At 75.0% G+C, this 12,369-nt stretch carries 12 protein-coding genes; 2 read left to right on the top strand and 10 right to left on the bottom strand.

The features are described 5' to 3' along the window. Positions 1 to 67 precede the first annotated feature (67 nt). The 7 genes from IW256_RS09330 to rsmD all read right to left on the bottom strand — a co-directional run bounded on the left by IW256_RS09330 (position 68) and on the right by rsmD (position 4,523). Complete coding sequence (locus IW256_RS09330) at positions 68 to 379, bottom strand: acylphosphatase (protein ID WP_197016201.1); 312 nt, start codon at positions 377 to 379, stop codon at positions 68 to 70. A 20-nt stretch (positions 380 to 399) separates the two neighbouring features. After that, positions 400 to 1,362 carry an Fpg/Nei family DNA glycosylase gene (locus IW256_RS09325; protein ID WP_197010570.1) on the bottom strand — a complete coding sequence of 321 codons (963 nt, stop codon included), beginning with the start codon at positions 1,360 to 1,362 and terminating at the stop codon, positions 400 to 402. After that, positions 1,355 to 2,086: a ribonuclease III gene (gene rnc, locus IW256_RS09320; protein ID WP_231404526.1), complete on the bottom strand. Its 732-nt coding sequence runs from the start codon at positions 2,084 to 2,086 to the stop codon at positions 1,355 to 1,357. Before rnc ends, IW256_RS09325 begins: the two co-directional genes overlap by 8 nt. Positions 2,087 to 2,420: 334 nt before the next feature. Next, a complete protein-coding gene (rpmF, locus tag IW256_RS09315; protein WP_197010568.1) occupies positions 2,421 to 2,600 on the bottom strand; it encodes a 50S ribosomal protein L32 in 180 nt (59 codons plus the stop codon). A gap of 1 nt (position 2,601) precedes the next feature. After that, positions 2,602 to 3,210, bottom strand: a complete 609-nt coding sequence (locus IW256_RS09310) for a YceD family protein (RefSeq protein ID WP_197010567.1) — start codon at positions 3,208 to 3,210, stop codon at positions 2,602 to 2,604. Between the two features lie 155 nt (positions 3,211 to 3,365). Continuing rightward, positions 3,366 to 3,845 carry a pantetheine-phosphate adenylyltransferase gene (gene coaD / locus IW256_RS09305; RefSeq protein ID WP_197010566.1) on the bottom strand — a complete coding sequence of 160 codons (480 nt, stop codon included), beginning with the start codon at positions 3,843 to 3,845 and terminating at the stop codon, positions 3,366 to 3,368. A gap of 99 nt (positions 3,846 to 3,944) precedes the next feature. Next, positions 3,945 to 4,523, bottom strand: coding sequence for a 16S rRNA (guanine(966)-N(2))-methyltransferase RsmD (gene rsmD, locus IW256_RS09300; protein WP_197010565.1), 579 nt, complete (start codon positions 4,521 to 4,523; stop codon positions 3,945 to 3,947). A 206-nt stretch (positions 4,524 to 4,729) separates the two neighbouring features. Between rsmD and IW256_RS09295 the strand changes: the two genes are divergently transcribed. Next, complete coding sequence (locus IW256_RS09295) at positions 4,730 to 5,773, top strand: hypothetical protein (protein ID WP_197010564.1); 1,044 nt, start codon at positions 4,730 to 4,732, stop codon at positions 5,771 to 5,773. Between the two features lie 47 nt (positions 5,774 to 5,820). On the opposite strand, the gene IW256_RS09290 is transcribed toward IW256_RS09295, so the two are convergent. The 3 genes from IW256_RS09290 to IW256_RS09280 all read right to left on the bottom strand — a co-directional run bounded on the left by IW256_RS09290 (position 5,821) and on the right by IW256_RS09280 (position 11,865). Further along, complete coding sequence (locus tag IW256_RS09290) at positions 5,821 to 7,677, bottom strand: serine/threonine-protein kinase (protein WP_197010563.1); 1,857 nt, start codon at positions 7,675 to 7,677, stop codon at positions 5,821 to 5,823. A 235-nt stretch (positions 7,678 to 7,912) separates the two neighbouring features. Then, entirely contained in the window at positions 7,913 to 10,135 is a 2,223-nt protein-coding gene (gene recG, locus IW256_RS09285; RefSeq protein WP_197010562.1) for an ATP-dependent DNA helicase RecG, read from the bottom strand. Between the two features lie 83 nt (positions 10,136 to 10,218). After that, positions 10,219 to 11,865, bottom strand: a complete 1,647-nt coding sequence (locus IW256_RS09280) for a DAK2 domain-containing protein (RefSeq protein ID WP_307828813.1) — start codon at positions 11,863 to 11,865, stop codon at positions 10,219 to 10,221. A 281-nt stretch (positions 11,866 to 12,146) separates the two neighbouring features. Between IW256_RS09280 and rpmB the strand changes: the two genes are divergently transcribed. Next, positions 12,147 to 12,341, top strand: a complete 195-nt coding sequence (gene rpmB / locus IW256_RS09275; RefSeq protein ID WP_197010560.1) for a 50S ribosomal protein L28 — start codon at positions 12,147 to 12,149, stop codon at positions 12,339 to 12,341. Positions 12,342 to 12,369 lie beyond the last annotated feature (28 nt).

Here is a 12,369-nt window from a genome sequence, read left to right as displayed (position 1 = left end):
ACATCACAGGCCGGTAACAACCTGTCGTCACCAGTTTAGCAGGTACAAACCGGAAACCCCTACCCGGTCAGCGCTCCTGGAATCCCGGACCTTCACCACGGGGCTCGCTCCAGCGCTCGGCGACGCCCGCGACCATGCCGGGGGCGGTACCCCCGCGCAGCAGTTCCAGCAGCCGTTCACAGGACGCCCGGGGGCCCTCCGCGACGACCTCGACACGGCCGTCCCGCAGGTTGGTGGCGCTGCCGGCCAGCCCGAGCTCCAGGGCGCGCGCCCGGACCCACCAGCGGAATCCCACGCCCTGCACCCGCCCGCGCGCCCAGGCGGTCAGCCGCGCGGTCTCACCGTCCGCGCCGCCGGTCGTGCTCGGCTCTCCGGTCACGCTCGGTTCTCCGGTCACGCTCAGTATCGTGCCCTTCGCGGACGGGGCTGGCACTTGGGACAGCTGTAGGAGGAGCGGTTCATGAAGACGTCGCGGCGGATCGGCGTCCCGCAGCGGCGGCAGGGCTCGTCCCGGCGGCCGTAGGCGTCCAGGGAACGGTCGAAGTAACCGCTCTCCCCGTTGACGTTGACGTAAAGGCTGTCGAACGAGGTGCCCCCGACGGCCAGCGCGGCGAGCATGACCTCGCGGACCCCCGCGAGGACACGGGTCACCTCTGCGCGCGTCAGGGTCTCGGTGGGGCGCGCCCAGTGCAGTGCGGCGCGCCAGAGGGCCTCGTCGGCGTAGATGTTGCCGACGCCGCTGATGAGCGACTGGTCGAGCAGGGCCCGCTTGACGCCGGTACGGCGGCGCCGCACCGCCCGGTAGAACGCCTCGTCGTCGAAGGCGTCCTCAAGGGGGTCGGCGGCGATGTGCGCGACAGGCTCCGGAACGGGGGTCCCCGCGACCCCGGGCACCAGGTCGGCGATCAGGAGGTGCCCGAAGGTGCGCTGGTCGACGAACCGCAGGTCGAACCCGTCGCCCCCGCCCTCCCCGGAAGGCCCGGACGGCCCGGGCGGCCCCGGCGGCCTGGCGGGCTCCGATGGCACGGGCGGCTCCGGCGGCGCGGCGTGGCCGGTGAAGGTGACCCGGACGCGCAGGTGCCGCTCCGCCTCCCGGTCCGGCTCGCCCACCAGGAGCTGGCCGCTCATGCCCAGGTGGGCCAGCAGGGCGTCCCCGGAGTCGAGAGGGATCCACATGTACTTGCCCCGGCGTTCGGGGGCGGCCATGGTCCGCCCCGCGAGACGGCCGGCGAAGTCGGCCGGCCCGCCGGTGTGGCGCCGCACCGCGCGGGGGTGCAGGACCTCGGCGGCGGCGACCGTGCGGCCGCTCACCCACCTGCCGAGCCCGCGCCGGACGACCTCGACCTCGGGCAGCTCAGGCACGTTCGGGCCCGGTGCCGGTGCCCGCGCCGGTCCCGGTGCCGGCCTCGGTCTCGCGCTGCACGGCGACCTCGCGGATGGCGTTCCAGGCCGCCTCGGCCGCGTGCTGCTCGGCCTCCTTCTTGCTGCGGCCCTCGCCCGACCCGTAGGTGGTGCCGCCGACGCGCACGGCCGCGCGGAAGGTCTTCTGGTGGTCGGGCCCGCTCTCGGAGACGTGGTACTCGGGGACGCCGAGCTCCTCCACCGCGGTCAGCTCCTGCAGCGAGGTCTTCCAGTCCAGCCCGGCGCCGAGGCCCGCCGAACGGGTGATCAGCGCGTCGAAGAGCCGGTGCACCAGCGCGGACGCCTCGTCCAGGCCGCGGTCCAGGTAGACGGCGCCGATCAGCGCCTCCAGGGTGTCGGCGAGGATGGAGGCCTTGTCGCGGCCCCCGGTGCCCTCCTCGCCCCGGCCGAGCCGGATGTGGGCGCCGACGTTCAGCGCCCGGGCGACGCCCGCGAGCGCCCTCATGTTGACCACCGCGGCGCGGAGCTTGGCCAGCTGCCCTTCCGGCAGGTCCGGATGGCCGCGGTACAGGGTGTCGGTGACGACCAGGCCCAGCACCGAGTCGCCGAGGAACTCCAGGCGCTCGTTGGTGGGCAGGCCGCCGTTCTCGTAGGCGAAGGAACGATGCGTCAGCGCACGTTCCAGAAGATCGTCGGTCACCTCGACGCCGAGCGCGCGGGTCAGTTCCGCGCGATCGGGCGCGGGCTCGGTCCTCTTACCGCTCACAGGCCCTCCTCGCAAGGCCCGCACCGCACGCAGGCGGTGCCGCTGGCGGCGTGTGACGCCCGGGCCGCCCGATGCCGGGAGGCCCTGGCCGCGCGGTCGAACGGCCGGGGTGAGGGTCCACGAAGACGAGGTGCGCGCCGGTCGCTCGAACGTTCCCGGCGTACACCACGGCCTCGGGCGCCCGCCCTCCGCCGCCACCACGCCGGCGTCACCGCCGTGGGTGGTCAGGTGGCCCGCGCACTTCGAGGGGCGGGCCGCGCCGTACGCGGTTCCGCCCCCCGGAATGCTCGGATCAGGCCGACGGGGTGATGACCTGCCGCCGGTCGTAGGTGCCGCATGTCGCGCACGCGGTGTGGGGCAGCTTCTGGTCGCGGCACGTGGGGCACTCGACCAGGGTGGGCGCGGTGGCCTTCCACTGCGCACGCCGGTGCCGCGTGTTGCTGCGCGACTTCTTCCGCTTCGGGACGGCCACGTCAGCCCTCCTGCTTTCGTTCTCGTCGGTCGATTGCCCTGCTGCCCTCGTCGCCGGTCAGGTCCCGCAGTGCCGCCCACCGGGGGTCGGCCACGGCGTGACCGTGATCCGGCCCGGCGTCCGCGAGACGGACGCCGCACTCCGCGCACAGGCCGGGACAGTCGTCCCGGCACAGTGGGGACAGCGGCAGTGCGAGCACCACCGCGTCCCGGAGCACCGGCTCGAGGTCGACCAGGTCGCCCTCGAGGCGGAGTTCGTCGTCGTCCGCGTTTCCGCCGGAGCGGGTGTCAGGATAGACGAAGAGCTCCTGGAAGTCCGCCTCGAAGGTCGAGGCGAGCGGATCCAGGCACCGCGCGCACTCCCCCTCAAGGGGAACCCGCGCCGTTCCGGTGATGAGCACGCCCTCCAGCACCGCCTCGAGCCGGAGATCCAGCTCGATGGCCGCACCCTCGGGAACGCCCACCATCTCGACGCCGAAATCCTTGGGGGCGGGCACGTTGAGCACCTCTTCGCGCGATGACCCGGGTTGCCTGCCCAGCGCCCGGGTGTCGAGCACGAGAGGAGCGTTCGGGTCGAGGCGAGACAGAGGAATCCTGCTTTCGTGAGCCATGGGAATCGCGGCCGTCGGTCAGGCCGAGGTCCCAGGGTACCCAACGCGGGGGCGTGGCCCCAACTCGCGTCCGCCGCCGGAGGCCGGCGGGCCGTGCCGCGCACCGGCCCGGGACCGTACGCGGCGGGAGTGGCGCTCTCGGGGAGCGAGCGCCCTCAGGACTCCCGGAGGCGCTCGGCGAGCCGTTCGTGCACCATGTCGGGGATGAGGCCGGAGACGTCGCCGCCGTACTTCACGATCTCCTTCATCAGGCTGGAGGAGAGGTAGGAGTAGAGGGGGTTGGTCGACATGAACATCGTCTCGACCCCGGCCATCCGGTGGTTCATCTGGGCCATCTGGAGCTCGTACTCGTAGTCGCTGACGGCGCGCAGCCCCTTGACGATGGCCGGGATGTCGTTCTGCCGGCAGAAGTCGACGAGCAGGCCGTGCCACTTGTCGATCTTGACGTTGCCGTACTCCTTGGTCACCTCCTCCAGCATCTCCATCCGCTCCTCGATGCTGAAGAGCCCCTTCTTCGTCTTGTTGATGAGCACGGCGACGACGACCTCGTCGAAGAGGCGGGACGCGCGGCTGATGATGTCGAGGTGGCCGTTGGTGACGGGATCGAACGAGCCTGGGCAAACGACACGGCGCACGAGGTGGCTCCATCCTTGCGTCTGGTCTTTCCGTGCAGGTGGGGCCCTGCGGCGCGACCGTACCAAACCGGCCGAGAGCGCCCCGGCACCGGGCTCGGGTCAAGCCGAAGGCGATTCGGTCTGGGCGCGCCCATACCAGAAGATCGCCTCGCCGTAGCGCCGGTCCCGTTCGGCGGCGTAGCCCTCGGGCCAGCGCAGCGCGGGCCCGCGCGCCGCCCGTTCCACGACGACCAGCGCGTCGGGCGCGGCCCAGCCGTGGTCGCGCAGGGACTCCAGCAGCGCCGTGACCGCGGCGTCGTCCATCGCGTACGGCGGATCGGCGAAGATCAGGTCGTACGGCTCGGCGGGCGGGCGTCCGGCGAGGCGCTCCACCCGGTCGGCGCACGGCACCGCGCCGGGGAGGCCGAGTGCGGCGACGTTCTGCCGGATGACCCGCAGGGCCCGGGGGTGCGACTCCACCAGCAGGGCGTGCGCGGCCCCGCGGGAGAGCGCCTCCAGCCCGACCGCCCCCGAACCGGCGTAGAGATCGGCGACCCGCAGCCCGTCGAGCGGCCCCAGCAGCGCCAGGACCGTGGAGAACAGGCCCTCGCGCGCACGGTCGCTGGTCGGGCGGGTGTCCCGGCCGGACGGCACGGCCAGCCGCCGCCCGCCCGCGCTTCCCGCGATGACCCTGGTCATCTCTCAAGTATCGGGGCGCCGCCGACCGCGCACGTCCCCCGCCCCGGCGCGGGCGGCTCGGGGGACGGGGAAGCCGATCCACGACCGTCCGGGTCCGGCCTTGGCAACCCGCGCCCAAATCCCGCCGCCGCTGTTCCCCTCGGCTACGTCGCGTGCCAACCTGAGCGCAGATCGTCGACGAATCGACACCCCCCCAGGAGTACCTCGTGCACCACGGCAGAAGACTGGCGGTGACGGCGGGCGCGACGGTGCTGGGCCTGGCGGCGATGAGCGGGGTCGGCCACGCCGACTCCGGCGACGCCGCCGGATCCGGCCCCCTGGCCGATCTGACCTCCTCGCTGACCGGCACTCTCAGCGGCCTGACCGGCTCCCTCACCGGCGGCGCCACGTCCCCGTCCTCCGGGACGGGCCGCACCGCTCCCTCCACGGCCCCCGCCGGGTCCTCGTCCCCCGCCGAACGGGCGGCTCCCAGGAGGAGCAGCGCCCCGAGCACCAAGACCGCTCCCACCAGGAGCGGCGGCACGTCCGGCAAGCCCGCCCGGACGCGCACGGCCCCCGAGACCGCGAAGCCGGGCAAGCGCGGCACGAAGCCGAAGACCCCCGCCCATCTGCGCGTCGACCTGTCCACCGGACTTGATCCGAAGACGAAGACGGCCACCGGGAAGCTGGTGGTCGACGCCGGGCTGACCACCCTCCTCGGCCCCGCCGGGCTGAGGCTGGAGGCCGACGGCCGCCTCTCCGCCGGGGACCTGTCCCTCGGGGACCCTGAGGCCGCCGGGGGACTCCGGCTCGGCACGCGCCTCGGCGACACCCGGGCGAACGTGGCGACGCGCGGCGCGCTCTCGGTGACGCCCGCGGGCATCTCCGCGTCCGGCTCCCTGGACGCCTGCGTGGGCTCGCGCTGCGCCGACGCTCCCTCGCCGCCCATACCGCCCACCCCGCCCACTCCCCCCACGCCGCCGATCCCGCCGACACCGCCGTCCCCGCCGACGCCTCCCACTCCGGAGCCGCCCGACTCGCCGGGCCCCTCGCCCGGCCTGCCGGACCTGCCGCCGTCCTCACCGCTGCTGCCCGACCTGCCCGCGCCGGTGCGGGTGCCGGGCGCGAGCGCGGCCGCGGTCGCACCGGACCGCGACCTGCCCGTCACCGGGGCCGACGCCGTCCCGCTGGCCGCCCTCGGGCTCGCCGCCGTGGTCGCCGGCGGCGCCGCCGTCGCCGCCACCCGGCGGCGCGCGACCAGGTCCTCCTAGACCGCGCGCCGTTCCCCCCGCCCCACGGCGGGGGGAACGGGCGCCGGTCAGAGCCGTTCGGACCGGGTGACCTGCCAGGCGCCGCCGGGACGCCGCTCCGCGACGAGCCGGTGGACGGTGACCTCGTCGCCGGCCTGGCAGGTTCCCCTGGCGCATCCGGCGACCGTCACCAGGGCGCTCAGCCGGCCGTCGGCGTCCCCGGGCCGCAGCGCGGTCTCGACCGGGGTGCCGGACGCCACCGTCCTCTCCCGGGCCACCGCGTCGAGCACGGCGCGCGCCTGGGCTCCGGGCCAGGAGAAGCCGCCACCCGAGGCCAGGACGGGAACGGAGTCGGCCTTGAGGACGTAGAGGGTGTCCAGCAGCCAGGTGCCGTTCTGCCGGACCATGGTCACCCGCATCGGCTCGTTGAGCGGGCGGACCGGGGCGCCGGCCGAACGGACGGTCCGCTTGACGTAGGCCAGGACGGTCACCGTCCCCGGCGCGGAGGCCGCGACGGCCGAGTCGGCGATCTCGGTGCCGACCGTGCTCCTGTTGTCGCGCAGCCGGACGCGCCAGTCGTCGGCCGCCAGCTGCCGGTCGTACTCGGCCCGGTAGCGCGCGGTGACCCTGGCGTGCGCGGCGGCGACGTCCTGGTCGATGCGGCGGTGGTCGAAGCTGAGGACCGCCCTGACCGACTCGCCCGCGGCGCCGAGGACCGCGGCGGCCTCGCCGGGCGGGGCGGGGGTGTCGGCGGCCGGGGGCGGGGACGGCCTCGGCGGCGGGCCGCCGCCCCCCATCAGCGCCCAGGCGGTGCCGCCGCCCGCGAGGGCCAGGACGGGCGCCGCGATCGCCACGGCGATCCGGAGGCGCCTGCTCCGCCCGCCCGGCGGGATGGTCTCCGACGGCGGGTTCGTCGCGAGCCGTTCCCGGCCGTCACCGTTCTCTCCCGTGCCGCCGGTGCCGCCGGTGCCGCCGGTGCCGCCCGTTCCGCCCGTTCCGCCCGTTCCGCCGGTGCCGCCCGTGCCGCCTGGTCCCTGCGCGGCTTCGCCTCCCTGCGCGCCTCCGGCGAACGAGGCGCCCGTGGTGAGCGCGCCCTCGGGCCGGTCCGGCACCGTCTCCTGGCGGCCCAGCAGGTCGAGCAGCACCTGCTGGGCCTCCGGCCGGTACGCCGGGTCCTTGGCGAGGCAGGCGGCGACGACCCCGCGCAACGAGTCGGGGATGGCCGACAGATCCGGTTCGTAGTAGATGATCCGGTGGAACACCGCGGAGATCGTGTCGTTGCCGAACGGATGCCGCCCGGTCGCCGCGAACAGCATCGTCGCCGCCCAGGCGAACATGTCCACGGCGGTGCCCAGCTCCGTGTCGTTGATCTGCTCGGGGGCCATGTACGAGGGGGTGCCCACCACGCCGCTGCCCCGGGCCGCCGCCGCGCCCAGCACCCGCGCGATGCCGAAGTCGATCACGCGCGGGCCGTCCGGGCCCATCAGCACGTTCGCCGGCTTGAAGTCGCGGTGCAGGACCCCGGCCCGGTGGATGGCCGCCAGCGCGGTGACCGTGCCGATCGCCAGCCGGTCCAGGTCGGTGCCGGTCCGCGGGCCGGTGCCGGTGACCAGCTCGGTCAGCGAGGGGCCCGCCACGTACTCGCTGACGACGTAGGGAAGCTCCCCGGACACGTCGGCGTCCAGGACCTGGGCGGTGCAGAACCCCGCCACCCGGCCGATCAGGTCCAGCTCGCGCTCGAACCGGGCCCGCCACTCGGGATTCTGGCTGAACTGGGCGCGCAGCAGCTTGATGGCCACGTCACGGCCGTCGGAGCCGCGGCCCAGGAAGACGACGCTCTGGCCGCCCTCGCCCAGGCGCCCGCGGAGCTCGTAGGGTCCCAGCCGCGCCGGGTCGCCGGACTGCAGGGGGCGAACGGCCGTCATCGTCTCCTCCGTCACGGTGCGGGCCCGCGACGGGCCCTGGGCCCGCCGGGGATCCCGGACCCGCCACGGGTCCTGTACCCGCGCGGGCTCCCGGTGGCCCATCCTCCCCGTGCCATCGTTGGACGTCTGTGATCGATCACCCAGTACGCCGGGGAAGTCCCGCTTTCTGACGCCCGTTCCGTCCCGCGCGCCCCTCTGGCCTTCTCGAAGACCTCTCGGTCCTTCTCGAGGGCCCTCAGGCCTTCTCGAGGAACTCGGTGCGGTCCTCGTCGAGAAGGGCGGCCAGTTCCGCCGCCAGACCCGGGTGCCCGGCCAGTTCGGGATCGGCCTCGACCAGGAGGGTGGCCTCCTCCCGGGCCTGGCGGATCACGTCCTCGTCGCGCTGCAGGGTGAGCAGGCGCAGGCTGGAGGAGCGCCCGGCCTGGGCGGCGCCGAGCACGTCGCCCTCGCGGCGCTGCTCCAGGTCGAGCCGGGACAGCCGGAACCCGTCGGTCGTCGAGGCCACCGCCTCCAGCCGTTCCCGCGCCTTGCCGTCGGGCTCGGCGTCGGTGACCAGCAGGCACAGGCCCGGCAGCGTGCCCCGCCCGACCCGGCCGCGCAGCTGGTGCAGCTGCGACACCCCGAACCGGTCGGCGTCCATGATGACCATCGCGGTGGCGTTGGGGACGTCCACGCCGACCTCGATCACGGTGGTCGCCAGCAGGACGTCCAGCTCCCCCGCGGTGAAGCGGCGCATCACCGCGTCCTTCTCGTCGGGGTGCAGCTTGCCGTGCAGCACGCCGATCCGCACCCCGGCCAGCAGCTCCTCCAGGCGCGGCAGCAGCTCCATGATGCCCAGCGGCGAGCGCCGGTCGCCGTCCTCCGCCGGGGCGGCGTCGCGGGCGTCGCCCTCGTCGCCCTCCCGCTCGCCGATCCGCGGGCAGACGATGTAGATCTGGCGGCCGCCCGCCGCCTCCTCCTTGATCCGCTCCCAGGTGCGGGCGAGGAAGGCCGGCTTCTCCGGCGGCACCACATGGGTCCTGATCTCCGCGCGGCCGGCCGGGAGCTGGGCCAGCACCGAGGTCTCCAGGTCGCCGAACACCGTCATCGCGACCGTGCGCGGGATCGGGGTGGCGGTCATGACCAGCACGTGCGGACGCCCGCCGGTCACCTTCTCGCGCAGGGCGTCGCGCTGCTCGACGCCGAACCGGTGCTGCTCGTCGACCACCACCAGCCCGAGGTCGGCGAACTGGACGTTGTCCTGGAGCAGCGCGTGGGTGCCGACCACGATCCCGGCCGCCCCGGACGCGGCCTCCAGCAGTGCCTCCTTGCGCGCCTTGGCCCCCTGCGAGCCGGTGAGCAGGGCCACCCGGGTGGCGACGTCGGCGCCGCCGATCTGCCCGGCCTGGGCCAGTTCGCCGAGCATCCCGGTGATCGAACGGTGGTGCTGCTGGGCCAGCACCTCGGTCGGCGCCAGCAGCGCCGCCTGCCCGCCGCCGTCCACCACCTGCAGCATCGCCCGCAGCGCGACCACGGTCTTGCCCGCGCCCACGTCCCCCTGGAGGAGGCGGTGCATCGGGTGCTCCAGGGACAGGTCCGCCGCGATCTCGCGGCCGACCTCCAGCTGCCCCGGCGTCAGCGCGAAGGGCAGGCGGGCGTCGAAGGCGTCCAGCAGCCCGCCCTCGACCGGCGGGCGGGCCTTGGCGGGCAGCGCCGCCGCGGCCAGCCGCCGCTGCGCGAGCGCGGCCTGGAGGACGAACGCCTCGTCCCACTTGAGGCGCTTGCGGGCGCGGCTCAGCTCGTCCCAGGTGCGGGGACGGTGGATGCCCTCGTACGCCTCGTGCAGCCCGATGAAGCCGTGCCGCCTGAGCGTCGCCTCCGGCATCGGGTCGGCGGCCGGTTCGAGCGAGTCCAGGACCATCCCGACCGACTTGCCGATCGTCTCGATGTCCAGGCCCTTGGTGGAGGGGTAGATCGGGATGATCTCGTCCGCCCACTCCTGCGCCGCCTCCTGCGCGTCCTGGACGCCCGCGCCGCCGGACGCCCGGTCCGCCACCACCTTGTACTGGGGGTGGGCGAGCTGGCGCTGCCCGCGCCCGCCCCGCGGCCGGTAGGTGCTGATCTTGCCCGCGAACAGCCCGCGGGTGCCCGGCGCCAGCTCCCGCTCGGCCTTGTAGGAGCCCTTGCGGCCGAAGAAGCTCAGCTTCAGCTCGCCGGTGCCGTCGGTGACGGTGATCTCCAGGACGTAGCCGGGGCTGCGGGTCAGCGTCCGGCCCTGCACCTTCACCACCTCGGCCATCACCGTGACGTGCTCGCCGTCCTCCAGCCCGCTCAGCGGGGTCAGCTCGCCCCGGTGGGCGTAACGCCGCGGGTAGTGGTGCAGCAGGTCCCCGACCGTGTGCAGGTCGAGCCCCTTGGCCAGCACCTTGGCGGTCCTGTCCCCCAGGACCTTGTGCAACGGCTCGTCGAGTTTCGCCACGTTCCCCTTTCTACCGCGCTCGTCCCCCCACGCCGGGTCCGCCGAGCCGTTTTCTACCGTGCCGGTAGGACGTTCCGGGGCCGTCACTCCACACCGATGAGGAGAGGGAAGCGGACCTGGCCGCCGTCGTAGACGACGACCTCCACGTCCGGGCACGCCTCGCGCAGATGCGTCTCCAGCTCCTCGGCGAGCCCGTCCGGGGCGTACGTCCCGGGGATCAGCGTCACCAGCTCGCCGCCGCCCGGCAGCATCCGGTCCAGCATCTTCCGGGCCACCTCGGCGACCCCGGCGCCGATCATGGCCACGTCACCGTCGATCAGGCCGAGCACGTCGCCGGGACGGCAGAGCCCGGCGCTGGTGACGGCCTCCTCGGCGGCCACCTCCAGCCGCCCGGACCGGGTGGCGCCCGCCGCCCGGGCCATCGCGATCACGTCCTCGTCGAACCGGCGCAGCGGGTCGTGGACCGCCAGCGCCGCCAGGCCCTGCACCGACGCCCTGGACGGGACGACCGCGATCCGCGCGCCGCCCTCGCGGGCCCGCTCGGCCGCCGCCTCGGCCAGCGCCAGGACCTCGGGCTCGTTCGGCAGCACCGCCACCTCGTCGCCCGCCGCCAGGATCGCCTCCGCCAGCACCGCCAGCGGCGGCACCGCGCCGGGCTCGCGCCGGACGACGCGGGCACCGCCGCTCTCGAACAGCGCGGCCAGCCCCTCCGCCGCCGTGACCGCCACCACCGCCCGGCCCGCGCACGGCGCCTGCGGGCGGCCCCCGCCCCCGGCGTGCAGGCAGGTCACCCGGACGCGGTGGGGGCGGCCCGCGGACAGGCCCGCCTCGATGGCCGCGCCCGCGTCGTCGGTGTGCACGTGGACGTTCCACAGCCCGCCGCCGCCGACGACGACCAGCGAGTCGCCCAAGCCGTCGAGGGACTCGCGCAGGCCGGGAACGGACTCGTCCTCGGCGTCCAGCAGGTACATGACCTCGTAACCGGGGCCGGGAGGGTCGTCGCGCTCGTCCCGGGCGGGCGCCCGCCCCACCGCACGCCCGGCCGCACGCGCGGGCACCTCGTACCGCTCGGGGTACTCGTCGGAGAGGACGGCCACCAGCGCGTCCAGCACCACGCACAGCCCGGCCGCGCCCGCGTCGACCACGCCGTTGCGTTCCAGCACCTCCAGCTGCGCGGTGGTGCGGCGCAGCGCCCGCCGCGCCCCGGAGGCCGCCGCCCGCGCCACCCCCGCCGGGCCCGCCCGCGTCGCCGCGGGATCCGCCGGGGGCTCCTGTCCCGCCTCGACCGCCGCCGCCGCGGCGTCCGCCGCCGCGTCGAGGACGCTGAGGATCGTGCCCTCGACGGGATGCTCGACCGCGTTGCCCGCCAGCACCGCCGCGTACCCCAGGGCCTCGGCGAACGCCTCGCGGTCCGCGCACGTCTCCGGCCGCCCGACGATCTCTGCCAGGCCGCGGAGGATCTGGCTGAGGATCACCCCCGAGTTGCCCCGGGCGCCCACCAGCGCCCCCTGGACCAGGGCCCGCCACGCCTCCGCCGTGCCCGCGTCGCCGGGCAGCCCGGCCACCGCGTCGGCCGCCGCCAGGACGGTCAGGTGCAGGTTGGTGCCGGTGTCCCCGTCCGGTACGGGGAACACGTTGAGCGCGTCGATCTCCGCGCGGGTCCGGCCGAGCGCCTCCGCCGCGATCCTGCTCCACCGCCGCACCGCCGCACCGTCGAGGATCTCGCCCACTCCCGCTCCCCTCCGCCGTCTCCGCGTCTCCCTCTGTACCTCGCGGACCGCCGCGAAGGGAACACCCGGGAGGAAGGCGGACGGAAAGGCGGGCGTGGACGGCGAGCGGGGAACGGCGGGCGCGCACGTACGCCGATTCGCCTTGGAGAGGAGCGGTGGGCTAATCTGATTCGTGCGCCTCGTCCGGGGCGCTTTCTGAGCAGCCCCCGTGCCCGCCCGTGACCGGCGGGGCATCGCGGGTCGCTCCGGTTCAGAGCATCGACACCCACTTGGAGTTTCCCGTGGCTTCCGTCTGCGACGTCTGCGGCAAGGGACCCGGTTTCGGCATGCGCGTCTCCCACTCGCACCGCCGCACCCCGCGCCGCTGGAACCCCAACATCCAGCGCGTGCGCGCCGTCATCAACGGCGGCACCAAGCGGATCAACGCCTGCACGTCGTGCATCAAGGCCGGCAAGGTCGTCAAGCCGACCGTCTGACCGGACGGCCGCGGCGCCGCCGCGCCCG

The organism is Actinomadura viridis (assembly GCF_015751755.1).
Taxonomy (GTDB): domain Bacteria; phylum Actinomycetota; class Actinomycetes; order Streptosporangiales; family Streptosporangiaceae; genus Spirillospora; species Spirillospora viridis.
The sequence above is the reverse complement of the archived record's forward strand: the minus strand, read 5'-3'. Positions and strand labels throughout refer to the sequence as shown.